The sequence below is a fragment of the Janthinobacterium woesei genome, assembly GCF_051380875.1.
GTDB lineage: Bacteria > Pseudomonadota > Gammaproteobacteria > Burkholderiales > Burkholderiaceae_D > Janthinobacterium.
Genome location: NZ_JBNYXW010000019.1, coordinates 87,102 through 105,606, shown reverse-complemented (window position 1 = coordinate 105,606; position 18,505 = coordinate 87,102). Strand labels below are relative to the sequence as shown.

Annotated in this window: 13 protein-coding genes; 9 read left to right on the top strand and 4 right to left on the bottom strand. The window is 65.7% G+C overall.

Going from position 1 to position 18,505, the window contains the following annotated elements:
* Nucleotides 1-26 precede the first annotated feature (26 nt).
* From ACQ4W6_RS21270 to ACQ4W6_RS21260, 3 genes are all read left to right on the top strand, one after another.
* Nucleotides 27-1,664 carry an acyl-CoA ligase (AMP-forming), exosortase A system-associated gene (locus tag ACQ4W6_RS21270; protein ID WP_436569160.1) on the top strand — a complete coding sequence of 546 codons (1,638 nt, stop codon included), beginning with the start codon at nucleotides 27-29 and terminating at the stop codon, nucleotides 1,662-1,664.
* A complete protein-coding gene (locus ACQ4W6_RS21265) occupies nucleotides 1,661-2,914 on the top strand; it encodes a pyridoxal-dependent decarboxylase, exosortase A system-associated (protein ID WP_436569159.1) in 1,254 nt (417 codons plus the stop codon). Before ACQ4W6_RS21270 ends, ACQ4W6_RS21265 begins: the two co-directional genes overlap by 4 nt.
* Nucleotides 2,915-3,189: 275 nt before the next feature.
* Nucleotides 3,190-5,040 carry an asparagine synthetase B family protein gene (locus ACQ4W6_RS21260; protein WP_436569158.1) on the top strand — a complete coding sequence of 617 codons (1,851 nt, stop codon included), beginning with the start codon at nucleotides 3,190-3,192 and terminating at the stop codon, nucleotides 5,038-5,040.
* On the opposite strand, the gene ACQ4W6_RS21255 is transcribed toward ACQ4W6_RS21260, so the two are convergent.
* Together ACQ4W6_RS21255 and ACQ4W6_RS21250 are read right to left on the bottom strand one after the other, a co-directional pair.
* A complete protein-coding gene (locus ACQ4W6_RS21255) occupies nucleotides 4,949-5,884 on the bottom strand; it encodes a polysaccharide deacetylase family protein (RefSeq protein ID WP_436569157.1) in 936 nt (311 codons plus the stop codon). The genes ACQ4W6_RS21260 and ACQ4W6_RS21255 overlap by 92 nt on opposite strands.
* Nucleotides 5,881-7,182, bottom strand: coding sequence for a putative O-glycosylation ligase, exosortase A system-associated (locus tag ACQ4W6_RS21250; RefSeq protein WP_436569156.1), 1,302 nt, complete (start codon nucleotides 7,180-7,182; stop codon nucleotides 5,881-5,883). The genes ACQ4W6_RS21255 and ACQ4W6_RS21250 overlap by 4 nt, the downstream gene beginning before the upstream one ends.
* Before the next feature lie 146 nt (nucleotides 7,183-7,328).
* On the opposite strand from ACQ4W6_RS21250, the gene ACQ4W6_RS21245 reads away from it, so the two are divergent.
* The 6 genes from ACQ4W6_RS21245 (at nucleotide 7,329) to ACQ4W6_RS21220 (ending at nucleotide 15,965) form a co-directional block, all read left to right on the top strand.
* Nucleotides 7,329-9,422 (top strand): glycosyltransferase, encoded by a 2,094-nt coding sequence (locus tag ACQ4W6_RS21245; RefSeq protein ID WP_436569155.1) that lies wholly within the window; start codon nucleotides 7,329-7,331, stop codon nucleotides 9,420-9,422.
* Nucleotides 9,423-9,437: 15 nt separating this feature from the next.
* The gene (locus ACQ4W6_RS21240) at nucleotides 9,438-10,928 is read left to right on the top strand and encodes a lipopolysaccharide biosynthesis protein (protein WP_436569154.1); all 1,491 of its coding nucleotides are present in this window, start codon (nucleotides 9,438-9,440) and stop codon (nucleotides 10,926-10,928) included.
* Nucleotides 10,929-10,970: 42 nt separating this feature from the next.
* Complete coding sequence (locus ACQ4W6_RS21235; RefSeq protein WP_436569153.1) at nucleotides 10,971-12,077, top strand: glycosyltransferase family 4 protein; 1,107 nt, start codon at nucleotides 10,971-10,973, stop codon at nucleotides 12,075-12,077.
* Nucleotides 12,067-13,644: an MBOAT family O-acyltransferase gene (locus tag ACQ4W6_RS21230; protein ID WP_436569152.1), complete on the top strand. Its 1,578-nt coding sequence runs from the start codon at nucleotides 12,067-12,069 to the stop codon at nucleotides 13,642-13,644. The genes ACQ4W6_RS21235 and ACQ4W6_RS21230 overlap by 11 nt, the downstream gene beginning before the upstream one ends.
* Nucleotides 13,645-13,657: 13 nt before the next feature.
* A complete protein-coding gene (locus ACQ4W6_RS21225) occupies nucleotides 13,658-14,848 on the top strand; it encodes a hypothetical protein (protein ID WP_436569151.1) in 1,191 nt (396 codons plus the stop codon).
* Nucleotides 14,849-14,960: 112 nt separating this feature from the next.
* Entirely contained in the window at nucleotides 14,961-15,965 is a 1,005-nt protein-coding gene (locus ACQ4W6_RS21220; protein ID WP_436569150.1) for a 2-hydroxyacid dehydrogenase, read from the top strand.
* A 3-nt stretch (nucleotides 15,966-15,968) separates the two neighbouring features.
* Here ACQ4W6_RS21220 and ACQ4W6_RS21215 read toward each other — a convergent pair whose 3' ends face one another.
* Together ACQ4W6_RS21215 and ACQ4W6_RS21210 are read right to left on the bottom strand one after the other, a co-directional pair.
* Nucleotides 15,969-16,358 carry a TfoX/Sxy family protein gene (locus ACQ4W6_RS21215; RefSeq protein ID WP_436569149.1) on the bottom strand — a complete coding sequence of 130 codons (390 nt, stop codon included), beginning with the start codon at nucleotides 16,356-16,358 and terminating at the stop codon, nucleotides 15,969-15,971.
* Nucleotides 16,359-16,540: 182 nt separating this feature from the next.
* Nucleotides 16,541-18,472 carry a sulfatase-like hydrolase/transferase gene (locus tag ACQ4W6_RS21210; protein ID WP_436569148.1) on the bottom strand — a complete coding sequence of 644 codons (1,932 nt, stop codon included), beginning with the start codon at nucleotides 18,470-18,472 and terminating at the stop codon, nucleotides 16,541-16,543.
* Nucleotides 18,473-18,505: the final 33 nt, after the last annotated feature.

The window sequence follows — 18,505 nt, the reverse complement described above, 5'->3', positions numbered from 1 at the left end:
ATTCATGGCGACCAGAGGGCGAGACGATGGCAACACTGATACAGGATGTGATTCTTGACACGGCGCAGCGCACGCCCGATGCACCGGCGCTGTCGTGGCAAGGCGAAGAGCTGGCCTATGGCGCGCTGGCGCAATCGGTGCGCGACTGCGCAGGCGCCTTGCTGACCCTGGGCGTGCAGCGTGGCGCGCGGGTCGCCGTCTACCTGGGAAAACGCCCGGAAAATGTCAGCGCCATGTTTGGCGCGGCGGCGGCCGGCGCCGTGTTCGTGCCCGTCAATCCACTGCTCAAGGCGGACCAGGTGGCGTATATCCTGGCCGACTGCAATGTCGCCATCCTCATCACCTCGCGCGAACGCCTGGCGCTGCTGGGCCCGGCGCTGGCCGCCTGCCCCGACTTGCGCACGGTGCTGCTGACGGGTGCATGGGAGCCGGAGGCCAGCCTGGGCGGCGTGCGGCTGCTGTCCTGGCGCGCCGCGCTCGATATGACTGGCGAGGGCGGCGCGGCTGGCGCGCCCGCTCCACACCCGGTGATCGACACGGATATGGCCGCCATCCTGTACACCTCTGGCAGCACGGGGCGGCCGAAAGGCGTGGTCTTGTCGCACCGCAATATGGTAGCTGGCGCGCTCAGCGTATCGACCTATTTGCGCAACACGCCGCAAGACCGCATCCTGTGCGTCTTGCCGCTCAGTTTTGACTACGGCCTGAGCCAGCTGACGACAGCCTTCATCAGCGGCGCCTGCGCCGTGCTGATGAATTACCTGTTGTTGCGCGACATCGTCGAAGCGGTGGAACAGGAAGCCATCACGGGCCTGGCTGCCGTGCCGCCACTGTGGGTGCAACTGTCGCAGCTGAGCTGGCCCTTGTCGTCGCCGCTGCGCTATATCACCAATTCGGGCGGCGTGATGCAGCGCACCACGCTCGACAAGCTGCGCCTGGCGTTGCCGCGCACGCAAGTGTTCCTGATGTATGGCTTGACGGAAGCGTTCCGTTCCACCTACCTGGCGCCGGAGCAGCTGGAGCGGCGCCCCGATTCCATCGGGCGAGCCATCCCGAATGCGCAAGTGCTGGTGCTGCGCCCCGACGGCAGCGTCTGCGCCGCCGATGAGCCGGGCGAGCTGGTGCACCGTGGCGCGCTGGTGGCGCTGGGCTACTGGAACGATGCGGCGCGCACGGCCGAGCGTTTCAAGCCCCTGCCGCCGCAGGCCAGCGGGCTGGTGCTGCCGGAACTGGCCGTCTGGTCGGGCGACACCGTGCGCCGCGATGCGGAAGGCTATCTGTATTTCGTCGGACGCAGCGACGACATGATCAAGACCTCGGGCTACCGGGTCAGCCCGGCCGAGATCGAAGAAGTCGTGTATGCGAGTGGCCTGGTGGGCGAGGCGGTTGCGCTGGGCGTGCCGCATGCCGTGCTGGGCCAGGCCATCGCCTTGCTGGTCACGCCTGCGGCGGGTGTGGAATTGCTGCGCGAGGGCGTGCTGGCCGCCTGCCGCGCCCGCTTGCCCAGTTATATGCTGCCCCTGTGGATCGGCATCCGCGACGGCGTCTTGCCGCGCAATCCGAACGGCAAGATCGACCGCCCGCTGCTGGCGCGGGAGTTGGTGCTGGAGTTGGCACGGGAACTCGCGCAGGCCTCTGCGGTCCAATCAGGAAGTGCGGCATGAACGGCCCAGTCATGCACGACCCCGAACTGCCGCTGCATGCGGCCATGCGCCAGTTTGCCGTCGCCGATGACATGCTGCAAGTGGGCGGTTTGCCGCTATGCCGGCTGGCGCAGCGTGTGGGCAGCACGCCGTTCTACGCCTATGAGCGCGCCCACATCGTGCGCCGCGTGGCCGATCTGCGCGCCGCCTTGCCCGCTGGCGTGCATGTGCATTACGCCATGAAGGCCAATCCCATGCCCGCCGTGGTGCAACTGCTGGCGGGCCTGGTCGACGGCATCGACGTGGCCTCGGGCGGCGAATTGGCGACGGCGCTCGATACGCCCATGCCGGCCGCGTGCATCAGTTTTGCGGGGCCGGGCAAGCGTGATGGGGAGTTGGCGCGCGCCGTGGCGGCGGACGTGCTGATCAATGTGGAGTCGCTGGCCCAGCTGGAAAAAACGGCACTGGCCAGCACGCGGCAGGGTGTGGCGGCCCGGGTGGCGGTGCGCGTGAATCCAGACTTTGCCTTGCGCCGGGCTGGCATGCGCATGGGTGGCGGCGCGCAGCCGTTTGGCGTCGATGCGGCGCAGGTGCCGGCCCTGCTGGCGCGCATTGGCGAGCTGGGCCTGGATTTTCACGGCTTTCATTTGTTTGCGGGCGCGCAAAACCTGTGCGCCACGGCCCTGGCCGAAGCCCAGGCGCACAGCGTGCAACTGGCCTTGCAGCTGGCCGACAGCGCACCGGGCCCCTTGCGCACGCTCAATATCGGCGGCGGCTTTGGCGTGCCGTATTTTCCCGGCGACCAGGAACTGGACCTGGCGCCCGTGGCCGACGGTTTGCAGTTGCAGCTCGATAGGTTGAACGTGGCCGCGCCCGGCGTGCGCCTGAACCTGGAACTGGGCCGCTATCTGGTGGCCGAGGCAGGTATTTATGTGTGCAAGGTAATCGAGCGCAAGGTTTCGCACGGGCAAGTGTTTCTCGTCACCGATGGCGGGCTGCACCATCATTTGGCCGCCTCGGGCAATTTTGGCCAGCTGATCCGCAAGAATTACCCGGTCGCCATCGGCAACCGGCTGCAAGGGGGCGCGCGCGAAGTGGCGTCTGTCGTCGGCCCGCTGTGCACGCCGCTCGATCTGCTGGCCGACCAGATGGAACTGGCGCGCGCCGACGAGGGCGACCTGGTGGTAGTGTTCCAGTCGGGCGCGTATGGCTTGACGGCCAGCCCGACGGCATTTCTCGGCCATCCGCTGCCGGCCGAGGTGCTCGTATGAGCGGCCTGTGCGGCTGGCTGGCGGCTGCGGGGACAGGCGCATCTGGCCATGATTGGCCTGCAAATGCTGCTGCCGGTGCGGGTGCGGGTGCCATCGCTGCTGTTCATACTGCTGCTGCTGCTGCGGCGGGCGCGGATGCTTGCACAAGCGCTGGTTCAGGCGCAGGTACAGGCACGGCGAAAGCTTTTGATGTTTGCGACAATGTCGCGTCTACGGCTGGCGCCGGCAGTCTTGACACTGTTTTGGCAGCTGCTTTGGCTGCTGCATTGGCACGCATGGCCGCACCCCTGTCGCGCTTTGATGGCGCGCCTCTGGCGGCAGGCGTGGGCGAGGTGGGCGGCGTGGCCGTGGCCGCTATCGATGGCAGCCGCCACCTGTACCAGCAAGATGGCTTGCAAGTGGCCATCTGGGGCCGGCCGGAACTCGACGGCTCGTTTGACGACGTGGCGCGCCGCCTCGCTTCCTTGTGGCTGAGCCGGGGCGTGGCTGCCTGTGCCTGCCTGTCTGGACCGTTCGCGCTGGCCATCCTCGACGCCTTTTCCGGCTCGGCCCTGCTGGCCGTGGACCGCGCCGGCATCCACCCGCTCAGCTACGCCAGCAATGCGCAGGGCCTGTTCTTTGCTTCCTCGCACGACGCCTTGCTGGCCCATCCGGCCGTGCGCGGCGCGCTCGATCCGCAAGCCTTGTATAACTACCTGTTCTTTCACATGGTGCCGGGCCCGGCCACGGCTTACCTGGGCCAGCAGCGGCTGCTGCCCGGCGAATACCTGCATGTGCGTGGCGGCAAGCTATGCAAGGGCAGTTACTGGCAGCTGGCGTTCCAGGAACACGCTTACGCGCGCACGCCGGCCAGTTTTGCCAGCAACAAGCAGGAATTCCTGCGCATCTTGCGACTGGCAGTGGAAAGCAGCCTGGGGGCGGACGGGGATAGCACGGGCGCTTTTCTCAGCGGCGGCACGGACAGTTCCACCCTGGCCGCCATCATGGGGCAGGTGACGGGCCGCCCCGCGCGCACCTATTCCATCGGTTTTGATGCGCCCGGCTATGATGAAATGGCGTATGCGCGCCTGGCCGCCAGCCATGCGGGCAGCATCCACCACGAGCGCTATGTGACACCAAACGACGTGCTGGGCGCCATACCGGCCATGGCGGCCGCGTTTGACCAGCCTTTCGGCAATGCCTCGGCCATTCCTGCCTTTTATTGCGCGCAGATGGCGCGCGCGGATGGCGTCACGCGCCTCCTGGGCGGCGATGGCGGCGATGAATTGTTTGGCGGCAATGAACGCTATGCGCATCAAGCCTTGCTGTCGCGCTATGCGCAATTGCCGGCCCTGCTGCGCCAGTGCATCATCGAGCCGTTGCTGTTCCGCCAGCAAATTGGCCAGCCTTGGCGCCTGTTTGACAAGGCGCGCCGCTACATCGAGCAAGCCAGCCTGCCATTGCCAGCCCGCCTGGACAGTTATAACTTGCTGTTGCGCCATGGCTACCGCACGGTGCTCGAAGCGGGCTTCATCGACACCATCGATCCGGGCATGGCGCCCGGCTGCGTGAATGACGCGTACTGGCAGCGGCAAGGGCAGGGCTTGAGCCAGATCAATGCACTGCTGGCGCTCGACATGCGCTTTACCCTGGCCGACAACGACTTGTTCAAGGTGCGCAAGGCGTGCGAGCTGGCCGGCGTGGAGGCGGCGTTTCCCTTCCTGCACGACGCGATGGTGGCGTTTGCCGCGCGCCTGGCGCCGCAGGACAAGCTGGATGGCACGCAGCTGCGGCCCTTCTTCAAGCGGGCGCTGGCGGAAATCCTGCCGCCGGCCATCGTGCGCAAGAAAAAGCATGGTTTTGGCTTGCCTTTCGGCCTATGGCTGCACAGCCATCCTGCGCTGCGCGAGTTTGCCTTCGATAATCTGACGCAGCTGCGCCGGCGCGGCATCGTGCGGCCCGCCTTCATCGACGATTTGCAAGGGCGCTTGCTGGCCGAACACCCTGCCTATCACGGCACCATGGTGTGGCTGCTGATGATGCTGGAACAGTGGCTTAGTCAGCATCCTGCGTCGCTGGGGCCGCACGCAAGCGGTTTTGCCGCATGCGCCACAGAAACGCCAGGCGTCCTCGATCCCATGGCGTAAAGCGGGGCAGCTGCCACACATCCACGGCATGAGCGGGGCGCGCCACGCCCCAGTCCGTGGCGACGGCCGCCGTAAAACCCAGGCTCTTGACGATCTCCACGTGGGACGCGCCATAGTCGCGCCCGGCCTTGCCGTTCGGATAGGCAAACAGCGAGACAGGCGCCTGGATCAGGTCTTCCAGCTGCTGCTTGCCATTGACAATGTCCAGCCGCGCGGCCCGGTTTGACAGGGTCGCCAGGATGGGGTGGCTGACCGTGTGCGCCCCTAGTCCCATGCCGGCCGCGTGCAGGCGGCGCAGCTGCTCAGTGCTGAGCATGGTTACTGGCCGCGGCCTGGCGGGCGCCTGGCGGCGGATGTGCATGGCCATGCGCTGGCGCTGAGCGAACGGCAGGTATTTAAGCTGGCCCAGCAGGGTGGCGATGGCGGCGCGCCGCTGCGCCAGGCTGCCGACCGGCAAGCAGCCCAGGCCGTACGCCTGCAAGTCCAGCAGCGGCCCGGGCGCATGGCGCACGCCTTCGATCACGCTGTCGTTCCACATTTGCCCGCCGTCCAGGTAACCCGTGGCAATAAAAAAAGTGGCATGCATGGCGTGGCGCTGCAGCAGCGGCAAGGCCACTTGCGCATTGTCCGCATAGCCATCATCAAAGGTGATGCTGACGGCGCGCGCGGGCAAGGTGCCGTCCTGCAGGCGCTCTACGGCCAGCGCCAGGGGCAGCGGCGTGTAGAAACGCTTGAGCAGGCGCAGCTGGCGCTCGAACAGCCGCGCATCGACTTCGCCGGGAAACAGCGGGTCGGGCCGCGCCAGCACGCGGTGGTAGATCAATATCGAGAGGCTGGACGTCATGGCTGCTCCGCGATAGTGGCGTTCTTGTCCCTTGTCCTGGCCGCCAGCGTACGCGGCGCTGCCGCCTGTAACTGCTGCTCGACGACGCTGCGCGTGGCGATCAGGGCCGCCATCAAATAATAGGGCATGTCGAAATACAGCAGGCTGAGGAAGGCGCCGCCCACGGCAAAGCCGATCAGGCTGGCCTGGCTCATGGTGGCCAGGCCGTGCGCCCAGCGCAGCTCGGCGTTGCCGCGCGTCAGGCGGATGATGACGGACGCCGTATGCCAGGTGGCGATGCCCAGCGCCAGGTAAAGGAACAGGCCGACGAAGCCGTGTTCGCCCAGCGCCTGGAAATAGATGCTGTGCGCTGCGTGCACATCCATGGGGTTCGGCGCGTAGCGGGCGAAGATGGCGGCATCGGACACGTCGAAACCGCCGCCCAGGAAGCGGTCGCGCGCCAGGTTGTACGCCATGCGCCAGGCATTCAGGCGGCCCATGGCGGAAACATCGTCCTGGTAGGTATTGATGGTGTCCATGCGTTCGCTCCAGCGTTCGGGCATGAAGGCGAGCAGCAGCGGCGCGACCGTACCGAGCAGCGCGCCCAGCACCAGCTTGCGTTCGCTTTTGAGCCACATGAGCAGGCCCATGGCGGCAATCGCCAGCAGGGCGCCGCGCGAATACGAGCCCAGCGCGGCCAGCGCCGACAGCAGCATCGCCGCCGACAAGCCGTGGCGCAGCCAGCGTTGATGCGTGTTTTGCTGCAGGTAGTACATGAGGGGAATGGTGATGATGAGGGCCAAAGCCAGCGAATTGTTGTCACCTATGAACGTTCCTTCTGGCCCCCAGACCCGCTCCGTGCCGCCGCTGCGGATGGTAAAGATGCCGCCTTTCACGCCGTAGTAAGCGATCGAGCCCACCAGCACCCATACCAGGCGCACGATATCGCGCCGCGTGCGTATCACCATCATCACCACAAAACTCATCAGGATGATCTTCATGACCTTGTTCCATTGCACCCAGGACGACTCGGGCAGCAGGGCGAATGGCGCCGTGACGTTCATCCACGCCACGAACAGCAACAGCAGCACGCTGACGGGGGTGAGCGGCAAGCCCTTCGGTTCGCGCGTTTTCAGCAGGCTGAACATGGTGGCGATGGCGATGATGAAGGCGAACGGCATGTGGGTGGCGAAACCCCAGCCTTGCGTGTGGGGATTCATGACGCTGACCCAGACCCACATCAGGCCGCCAATGGCCGGCGTTTTCAGGATGAAGGGTAGCGAGCCCAGGATGATGATGGTAACGAGTATGTCGCGCATGAATGGTGGACTCCTGCTGGTGCATGGCGTTGCATGGACGGTGCCGGGCCTTGATGCCTGTCAACGGCTTGGGGGTCAGGCTCAGTACACTGGGTCAGTACGCCGTTGAGGCGCACATCTCATGGTAAGACCAAGGAGGCATGCACTTGTTGACCGTTCTCATGGCGACCTACAATGGCGCCGGCACTTTACCGCAAGTGTTGCAGGCTTACATGGGCTTGCGCGCGCCGGTGGGCGGCTGGCGCCTGGTCATCGCCGACAATGGCAGCAATGACGGCACGGCGGGCGTGATCGATGCGTTCCGCACGCGCCTGGCACTCAGTTCGGTGTACGTGGCGCGGCGCGGACGCAGTGCCGCCCTGAATGGGGCTGTCGAGCACGCCTTGCGCTACGGCGGCGACGGCAGCGAACTGTTTGTCTTTGGCGACGACGATGCCATGCCCGCATTTGATTGGCTGTGCCGCCTGCAAGAGAGCGCGCGCAGCCATCCCGGCTACGCCCTGTTCGGCGGCGCCATCGTGCCCGCCTGGCGCGAGCGGCCAGCGCACTGGCTGCTGCGCCTGACCCCCGTGGGCTTGACGTGGGGCATTACCAGTGCCGACCTGCGCGACGGCCCCGTGTATCCTGGGCTGGTGTGGGGCGCCAACATGGCCATTCGCCGCCGCATCTTCGAGACCGGCGCCCGCTATGACGAAAGCATCGGCCCGCAAGGGGCCAGCTATGCCATGGGCAGCGAGACCAGGCTGAACCTGGAGATGCACGCGGCGGGCAATCCATCGTGGTTCTGTCCGCAGGCGCGCGTGGCGCACATCATCCGCGTGCAGCAGGTGCAACGGGGCTGGATACTGCGGCGCGCCATGCTGTTCGGGCGTGGCCAATGCCGGCTGGCGACGCCCGAACCCAGTGCAGAACTGCTGGGCGTGCCGCGCTGGATGCTGGGACGCTATCTGCGCGACACATTCGGCGCCGTGCGGGCCTGGCTGCGGCGCGACCATGCCGACCTGTTCCTGCGCCAGTGGGAGCGGGCGAAGCTGCGCGGCTTTTTCCATGAAGCATGGCGCGGACGGCGCAAACGCTTGCCGCGCATCGTCATCAGCAGTTATTCGGGCGAACTGGGCGGCATGGAGCTGCGCATGGCGCAAGAGGCGCGCCTGCTGGGCCACTGCGGCTATGACAGCGTGCTGGCGCTGCGGCGCTTTCCCGGCTTTGCCCACTGGGCGCGCGGCTTGCGCACGCAGCAGCTGGAAGTGCACATCTATGAGCCGCCGCTGTTTCTCGAACACTGGCCGTGGCGGCGCTGGAACTTGCTGCGCGCCAAACTTACGGGCGCCTGGCGGCTGCGGCGCCTGCGGCCCGACCTGGTGCACGTGGCCTTGTGCTGGACGGCGTATGGCGCCTCCATCCTGTGGCTGGCGCGGCAATGCCGCCTGCCTGCCGTCGTCAGCGTGCACAACGCCTTTCCCCTGGAGGCGTTCAGCGCCTGGCAGCGGCCCCGGCTGGAAGAAGCGTTTCGCAGCGTGAAGGGCGTGTACGCCGTCTCGCCTTCGGCCATGCGGCATTTCCTGGCCCTGTACCGCGACATGCTGGCGCCAGCCACGCGGCTGGCCGTGATACCGAACGGTGTCGATACGGATGTCTTCATCGTCTCGCCAGAGCGGCGGGAACTGGCGCGCCAGCAACTCGGGCTGCCGCACGACGCGCTGGTGATGGGTTCCGTGGCGCGACTGTCCGCGCAAAAACGCCCGCAAGCGCTGCTGGACCTGTTCGCCCGCCTGGCGCCGCAGTTTCCCAACTTGTATTTAGTGCTGGTGGGCACGGGGCCGCTGGAAGCCGTGCTGCGGCTGCAGGTGCAGCAAATGCAGCCGGCGGGACTGGCCGAGCGCGTGCGGTTTGCCGGTTTCCAGCAACGCATCGAGCTGCTGATGCCGGCCTTCGACTTGCATGTGCTGCTGAGTAAAAATGAAGGCTTTGGCATCGCCACCATCGAAGCGATGGCTTGCGGCGTGCCGGCCGTGGGCACGGATGTGCCGGGCACGCACGATATCTTGCACGATAGCGCAGGCGGCCTGCTGCTGCCGCTCGATGATGCGCATGCGGCCTGCGCGGCCGTGGCAGAGCTGCTGAAGGACTCGCCCCGGCGTGAGCGCATGGGATGGCTGGCGCGCGAGGAAACGCTGCAGCGCTATTCGATGCCGCGCCTGCAAGGCCAGCTGCGCCAGTTTTATGACGGCCTGGTGTAAGTCCAGGCGCCACGCATGAGCGCCACCCGCCATTCCTTTGCGTTTTCCTTCGCCGAAAAATACACGGTGCTACTGCTGGGCATTATCGCCAGCATGGTCTTGTCGCGCCTGCTCACGCCGGCCGAGGTGGGCGTGTATTCGCTGGGCGCCGTGCTGGTGGCGCTGGCGCAGGTGGTGCGCGACTTTGGCGTGGGGCAATATCTGATCCAGGAAAAGCAGCTCGACAGGGTAAAGCTGCGCGCCGCGCTGGCCACCAGCGTGCTGGTCGCCTGGCTGCTGGCAGGCGTGGTGCTGCTGGCCAGCGCGCCGCTGGCCAGGTTTTATGATGAACCACGGCTGACCCTGGTGCTGCGCCTGCTGTCAATCAACTTCCTGTTGATACCGTTCAGTGCGCTAACCCTGCCGATATTGCGCCGGCAGCTGCGCTTTCGCGCCATTTACGCCATCAACGGGGCCAATGGCATGGTCAATGTGCTGGTGGCAGTGACGCTGGCGCTGCTGGGCCAGAGTTATATGAGCATGGTGTGGGCGGCGCTGGCCGGGTCCTGCGCCTCGCTACTGGTGAGCCTGCTGCTGCGCCCGAAAGAGCTGCCATGGCTGCCGGGATGGCGCGGCATGGGCGCCATCGCCAGCTTTGGTGCGTACTCGACGGGAGGCGGGCTGGTCGACGAGGCGGGCGTGGCGGCGCCGGACCTGATCATCGGCAAGCTGATCGGTATCGACAGCCTGGCCCTGTTCGGCAAGGCGCAAAGCGTGCTCAATCTGTTCAACCAGGCCATTACCAGCGCCATTTCTCCCGTGGTGTTTCCCCTCTTCGCCGCGCGCGACCGCGAGGAGAAGGGGAAGATGGGAACCCCGGGCGGGGCGGTGGCCGTGTATCTGCGCACCATCAGCTACATGACGGCGCTGGCCTGGCCGTTTTTTCTCTTCCTCGCGTGCATGGCTTTGCCCTTGGTCAAGGTGTTGTACGGCTCGCAATGGCTCGCTTGCGTGCCCTTGATCCGCATCATGTGCCTGTCCTCGGCCGTGTATAGCATGTTCAGCATGGCCCGCTACCTGCTCGTGGCGACGGGCCAGATGCGCGCGCAGGTGCGCCTCGATGCCTGGGCCGGCGTACTGAAGGTGGCGCTGCTCTTGCTGGCGGCGCCGTTCGGGCTGGTGGCGGTGGCCTGGGCCGTGGTGTTGGCCAGCGTGCTGCGTAGTTGCCTGGTGTATGCCTGTTTGCGGCGCGTGAATGGCTTGCACTGGCGCATCCTGGCGCAAGCCGTGCGCAAGAGCCTGGTCCTGTGTCTACTTTGCAGTGCGCCGCCGCTGCTGATGCTGCTGTGGCTGCCAAACGAGCTGCCGTATGCAGGCGCGCTGCTGGCGCTGGCAGGCACGGCGCTGGCCTCGCTGCTGTGCTGGATCGCCGGTATTTTCTGGTTGAAACACGAGATCGCGGCCGAGTTTTTGTTATTGCAACGCAAGCTGGCCAGCCGTTGGCTGCCCGTCAAAGCACCGCACTGACTCCTGCCGCTGCCAGTGGCGCGGGGGGATGAAAGGATGACCATGCGTGTCGGTATTCTGTCTTATCCGATGCTGTTCCAGCGCGCCGGCGGCTTGCAGATCCAGGTGCGCGAAACCATCGCCGCGCTGAACCGGCTGCAGGCGCAGGCGGCGCGGCCTTTGGCGGTGCAGCTGGAGGTGCAGCTGGTCGACGCCAACCACGAGCGGCTGGCCGATTTCGACGTGCTGCACGTGTTTTCGGCAAGCAATGGCACCTACCGCATCGTCGAGACGGCCAGAGAGCTGGGCGTGCCGGTGGTGCTGTCGCCGCTGCTGCCGCCAAGCTGGGACCGTGCCAGCGCCTGGCGCGCACGGCTGGCCGACCGGCTGGCGGGACGCATGACGCAGTGGATGGTGCAAACGAGCTATGCGCAGACGCGGCGCGCCTTGCAGCTGGCCGACGTGGTCATCGCACTGGGCGAGGCCGAGCGCGACGCCCTGGTGCGCGCTTTCGGCTTGGCGGACGCGTCCATCCGTGTCTTGCCGAACGGTATCAACCCGCATTTCTTCACGGCCAATGGCGATCTGTTCCGGCGCACGACGGGCATCGCCGGGCCGTTCGTGCTGATGGTGGGCAGCATTTCGCCGTATAAAAACCAGCTGGGACTGGCCCAGGCCTTGGGGGGCGCCGGCCTGCCCGTGGTGCTGATCGGCGCCGCGCCGCGCGCGCAGCAAACGTATCTGCAGCAACTGCTCGATTTGCCCCACGTCAGCTGGCTGGGCGCGCTCGGGCATGCCGACCCGCTGCTGGCCAGCGCCTACCATGCGGCCGGGGTGGTGGCCTTGCCCAGTCAGGGCGAAGTGTTCCCCTTGTCCGTGCTCGAAGCGCTGGCGGCCGGCACGCCCGTCGTCATGACGGCGCACAGCGCGCTGGACTTGCCCGCTTCCGCGTTTGCGCTGCGCAAGGTGCGCTGGGACGATGGCGCCGCGCAGCGCCTGGCCATCACCGAGCTGCTGGCGCTGGCACCCGAGCGGCCCCGCGTGCAGGCGCTGGTGGAACGTTTTACGTGGGAGCGGGTGGCGGCGCAGCTCGCCGATTGTTATGTCCAGCTGCATGCCGGCGCCGCTGCCGCTATCGCTATTGAAACAAGGAGGAGCCATGCTGTTTAATTCGTTCGCTTTCCTGTGTGCCTACCTGCCCATCGTGCTGGCCGGCTATTTCCTGCTGGACCGCCTGGCTCCAGCCGGCGACAAGGCCGGGGCCGCCTGGCGCCGCCTGGCGCCTGCCATCTGGCTGGCGGCAGCCTCGCTGTTCTTCTACGCCTGGTGGGACGTGCGCTACCTGCCGCTGCTGCTGGCCTCGATCACCGTTAATTACGGGGCCGGCCGCCTGATGGGCGCGCGCGCCGGCGCGGCCCGCAAGCGCGTGCTGGTGGCGGCGCTGGCGCTGAACCTGGGCTTGCTGGCCTGGTACAAGTACGCGAATTTCTTCATCGACAGCGTCAATGCCGTCGCCGTCGCCACCGGTGCTGGCGCTGCCAGCCTGCCATGGTCGGGCCTGGACATCGTCTTGCCGATCGGCATCTCGTTCTTTACCTTCACGCAGATCGCCTTCCTCGTCGATTGCTACCGGGGCGAGGTGCGCGAATACCGCTTCATCCATTACGTGCTCTTCGTCAGCTATTTCCCCCACCTGATCGCCGGTCCCGTGCTGCACCACCGCGAAATGATGCCGCAGTTCGCCGACCCTGCCAACGCCCAGCCGCGCGCGGCCAACTTCGCCATCGGCATGTCGATCTTCGTCATCGGGCTGGCAAAGAAAGTGCTGATCGCCGACAACCTGTCGCCGCTGGCCATGCCCGTCTTCGCCGCTGGCGCCGAGCCGGCCCTGATCGAAGCGTGGATCGGCGTGCTGGCCTACACCTTCCAGCTGTACTTTGACTTTTCCGGCTATTCCGACATGGCCATCGGCCTGTCGCGCCTGTTTGGCGTGAAATTGCCGCTGAACTTCAATTCGCCGTACAAGGCCGTCAATATCACCGAGTTCTGGCGCCGCTGGCACATGACCTTGTCGCGTTTCCTGCGCGACTATTTATACATCGCCATGGGCGGCAGCCGCCGCGGCGAGGCGATCCGCTACCGCAACTTGATGCTGACCATGCTGCTGGGCGGCCTGTGGCATGGCGCCGGCTGGACGTTTGTCATCTGGGGCGGCTTGCACGGCCTGTTCCTGGTGGTGCAGCAGGCGTGGCGGCGCGTGTTTGGCGCGGCCACGGGGGGCTGGTTGCCGCGCTGGTGGCCAACCTTGCTGACCTTTTTCGCCGTCATGCTGGCGTGGATATTCTTCCGTTCGCCCGACGTGGCCACGGCCTGGGATATTTTGGGCGCGCTGGTGGGCGCAAATGGCGTCAGCCTGCCGCGCGGCTTGGGCAGCCATGCGGCCAGCCTGGCGCAATGGGGCTGGCAGCCTGCGTTCGACGGCATCCGCTGGATCGAACTGGAGGGGCCGGGCTTGCCGGTACTGCTGCTGGCCATCGTGCTGGCCTTCAAGGCACCGAATACGCAAGAAATTTTCTTTCACTATGAGCCTGCCATTGAAAGAATATTTCAGCCCGAAGGACGCTGGGCCTTCAACTGGCGCCCCACGCGCAGCTGGAGCCTGGGCTTTGCCGCGCTCTTCATCGCCTGCATCTTCGGCATGAACCGGGTCACCGAATTTCTCTACTTCCAATTCTGATCATGGACACGTCATGAACACTTCTTCGCGCCGCTACCTCGTTTGCTTCTTCGCCTGCGCCTTCCTGGTGCTGGCATCCGTCTCGGCCATGAATTACCGGGTCGACCCTTACCTGCTGCACCAGTGGGACAGTCCCTTGCTGCAGCGCTTGCGCCCGACGAATGAAAAACTCTCCGCCTGGGGCAAGACCTACGCCGTGGCGCGCTACCGGCCCGCCATCATCTACATCGGCAATTCGCGCACGGAAATGGGCATGCCCACCCGCGCGCAAGCCACTTTCCCCGACAAGAGCGTGTTCAACAGCGCCGTCTCGGGCGCCTCGCTGGGCGACGCCATCCGGCTGGCCGAGCATGCGGCCAAGGTCAGCCGCATCGAGACCATGGTGTGGGGCGTCGACGCACCCACCTTTTCGCTCGACCTGGGCTCGGCCCGCGTGGAAGATGGCCTGACGGGCGCCGACAACGCATTTTTCGCCCGGCGCGCCTTGCTCAACCTGAAGCGGGGCCTGACGGTGGACATGACGCAGGACAGCTTGCGCATCCTCGGCGGCAGTTTCGGCGACGTCTGCCTGTCCAGCCTGGCGCTGTTTGGCCAGCGCGACGAGACGTGCGTCATCAGCCGCATGAAGGGCTGGGGCGGCGCGGCCCATGCGATTCCCCTGCGCCTGCAGGAGTTCGGCGATGGCGAAGGGCCGACGCCGCCATCGACGCCCGCGCTCGACGCCAGCATCGGCAAGCTGTGCCAAGGCAGCATGCGCTTGCGCATGTATATCAACCCCACGCATGCGCTGACGATGGACGTGCTGCACTGGCGCGGCAAGTGGGATGCCATGCAGGCTTGGCAGCGTGGGCTGGTGCAACTGGTCGAACGCCACCGCAAGCAGGGCTGCGACGTGCGCCTGTATGATTTCTCCGGTTTCAACAGCGTCACCACCGACCCGATCCCGCTGGCCAGCGGCAAGAGCGAGATGCGCTACTACTGGGAAGTGTCGCATTACCGGGACAACGTGGGCCGGATGATCCTGGCGCGCCTGTTTGGCGGCGACATCGTGCCGCCGGCCGATTTCGGCGTCGAACTGAGCAATGCGAATGTCGACGCCCACCACGCGGCCATGCGCGCCGCGCGCGAACGCTATCACGTCGAACACGCGCAGGAGACGGCGTATGTGCAGCAAGTGCTGAACGGGCCGCGCATCCCGCATTGAGGCGCGGCTTCAGGGGCGCTTTCAGGCGTACGCAAGGGGCGCGGCGGCTGCGTTATGATGGCGTTTTGTTATCCGGCATGTTTTTACGCCGGTTCTCTTTCCAGGACGCCCCATGAAAATCGCCTTCTTTGCCAGCCAGCCCTACGACCGCCGCTTCTTCGATGAAGCCTTGCCGTCCCAGCCCGATGCCGATGGGATCGAACTGGTGTTCCACAGCGCCTTGCTGGGCCAGGAAACCGTGGTGCTGGCGCAAGGTGCGAAGGCCGTTTGCGTCTTCGTCAACGACGTGCTCGACGCGCCCGTGCTGGAAGCCCTGCACGGCTACGGCGTGCGCGCCATCCTGCTGCGCTGCGCCGGCTACAACAACCTCGACCTGGAAACGGCCAGGCGCCTGGGCTTTTTCGTCGCCCGCGTGCCCGCGTATTCGCCCGAAGCGGTGGCCGAATACACGCTGGCCCTGGTGCAAACCCTGAACCGCCACACGCACCGCGCCTATGCCCGCGTGCGCGAAGGCAATTTTTCGCTCGATGGCTTGCTCGGCTCGACCCTGCATGGCATGACGGTGGGTATCGTCGGCACGGGCAAGATCGGCCTGGCCACGGCGCGCATTTTCAAGGGCTTCGGTTGCAAGGTGCTGGGCCACGACCCGTATCCGGCGCCCGCGTTTGCCGAACTGGGCACCATGGTGGAATTGCCGCAGCTGCTGGCCGAATCCGACATCGTCTCCCTGCATTGCCCGCTGATGGACAGCACGCGCCACATGATCAGCGCGGCCACCTTGCCGCTGATGAAGAAGGGCGCTATGCTGGTGAACACTTCTCGCGGCGGCCTGATCGACACGGGCGCCGTCATCGAAGCCTTGAAATCGCGCCAGCTGGGCTCCTTGGCCATCGACGTCTACGAGCAGGAAAGCAATCTGTTCTTCCAGGACCACTCGTCCGACATCATCGACGACGACATCTTCCAGCGCCTGATGACGTTCCCGAACGTGCTGGTGACGGGCCACCAGGGCTTCTTTACCATCGAAGCGCTGCGCGAAATCGCCGCCATCACGTACCATAACCTGGACTGCTTCCGCCAGGGCAAGGCGTGCGACAACAGCGTGCTGGCCGCCTGACGCTTATTTTTTCGCTTTAGGTGCTGCCTTAAGTGCTGCTTTCGGCGCGGCCTTGGCCTTGGGCGGCGGCTTCGGTTTCGGCTGCGGCAGCGCGTCCGCCGTGCGCCGTGCCAGCTGACTCAGCCAGTCGCGCTCGTCCCACAGCCCCCCATCGATGAGGAAGTACGGCTTGGCTTGCGGATAGGGCGGCGCTTCCTGCGGCGCGCCTTGCGCGCTGATCCAGTCGCGCCCCGCCGGGGTCGGCTTGATGAACAACTGATCGTCGGCCACGATGGCAAACATCTTGCCGTCGCAATACAGGCCATACTCGCCAAACATCTTCCTGGCGCTGACGCCGCCCGCGCCGCCCAACTGGTCGAGCAAAAAATCCACCGTGCCTTGCTGTGACGCCATGATTTCCCCTTGTTTGAAATGCCAGTGTAGCGCAAGGCGTTTCCGCCCGCGCCCAATTTTTTTGCCGCAAGCGAGTCAACAGCGACTAGACGACTGGTAAATGACAAATGGGCTTGCCCTTTGATGGTCAAGCCCTGTGTCGATTTTAGTGAAAGGATGCACGCCCCCCTTTTTTCCTTCCCTCACGGATTCTGGCGTTTTGTCGCCCGCAATTCCCGCTCCGCCGCCAGCACCGTGCCGATGATCAGGCGTTCCACCTGCGCGCCGCTGGCGCCGTCCGGCGTGCCGGACAGCGCCACTTCCAGCGCCGCGTCGCTGCCGGTGGCGGCGAAGGTGCCGTCGCTGGCCAGGGTCAGGTAGAGCGTGCCCGCCGGCGTGACGGCGGCCCACTGCACGGGCGTCTTGCCGTGGTTTTGCTTGGACACCAGCGCGACTCGTGGCCGCTGCTGGCCAAGCAGTGAGCGTCCCATGATGGACAGGCGGTGCTCAAAGCCGAGCATGTCGAAGATGGTGGGGAAGATGTCGGCGTGCGAAGAAAGTTGGGCCGAGGCGCCCGCAGTGGTGGCCAGCGAGGCGGGGGCGCAGATGGCCAGCGGGGTACGGATTTGCGGCGCGTCGAGGGTCGAGGCGTGGCCCAGGCGGCCCGTCTCGAACATTTCTTCGCCATGGTCGCCCGTGATGACGACGATGGTGGACGCCAGGTCAATCTGCTGCAGCAAGGTATTGAGCCAGGCATCGAGTTCGCCCAGGGTATTGCGGTAGCGGTTGATGATGGCGCTGCGCTCCTGCGCCAGGTTGCTGCTCTGGAAATTGAACTGGGACGGCGTTTCCGGCCGGTGCGCCGAGAAATGCGGTGCGTGCAGGTAGGGATAATGCGTGGCGTAGTAATGCGCGTGGATGAAGGCGGGGTCCGGATGGCGCAGGCGCGCGGCGATGGTGTGGATATTTTCCCAGTCTTGCTGGTTGACGACTTCGGCCTGGTTGAAGCTGGCCAGGTAGCGGGGGATCGTATTTTGCTGGGTCATGTCGCTGACCACGCGGCCCGTGCGGTAGCCGAGCTTGCCCAGCGCTTCAATGTATGGCGATTGCCTGACGATGGCAGCATGCTGGCGGTAGCCGGCAAAGAAGACGGTCGGGTCGCCATACAGCAGGCTCAAAATGCCCAATTCAGTTTGGTTCGCCCCCGAATAATGGTTCGTGCCGATGTGGCAGCGCTGCGCCAGCGAGGAAAAATACGGCATGCTGCGCTGGTCGGCTAGGTTCACGTTCCAGCTTTCGATGGTGAGGAACAGGATGTCGGGCCGCCTCGCCTGTGCTAACGGTGCCGGGCGCAGAGGCAGGCTGGCGGGGAGGGCAAGTGGTTTCAAGGTTCTCGCCTGGCCCCTTGCGGCCTGCAAGCGCGCGTTGAAGCGCACGAAGGTGTTTGGCAGGCGCGCTTCGCGCAGCCAGCGGTCGGCCGCCGAAATGTAGTATGGATTGGCGCTGGCGGCGATGTCCCACACGGTGCGCGCGTATTCGCCGCCCCGGCGCAGCATCGTGTACGACTGCCCAAGCAGCACGAGCACCAGCAGCAGGGCGAAGGCGTGGCGCCATGCACATATGGCCTGCAGCCTGCGCAGCACGGGGCGGGCAGCCGCATGGCGGCGCAGCTGGCGGTGCATATAGTATATGAGGCCAACGGCGGCGAGGTGCGCGCAGGCGACGCGGTAAAAGCGCCAGATATCGTGCCGCTGGATGCCGAAATGGTGCTGCCAGCTTTGCGTCAGGAACAGCTGCAGGTCGCCCAGGGTGACGTGCGATTTCGACATGGCATACCAGCCGATGTCCGCTTCCAGCGCGATCAGCGAGAGCGCCGCGTACACGGCGATGAGCGCGGCGCCCCAGCGCGCATGCACGGCGCCCAGCAGCAGGCCCACGAGCGCGAACAGCAAGGTGCTGCACAAGGTGCAGGCCAGCAGCAGCGCCAAGTCGGGCAGCGATGGCTGCGCGATGCCGAACGGTCCATGCGACTGGAAGATGGGCCAGTACAGCCAGCGGAAAGTCAGATTCAACGCCAGCCACAGGGTCAGCCCCAGCACCAGGAACTGGTTCGAGCGGATGCGGTCACGATCCATGGCGGCTACCTCACGGTGAACAGGCTGTTTTTG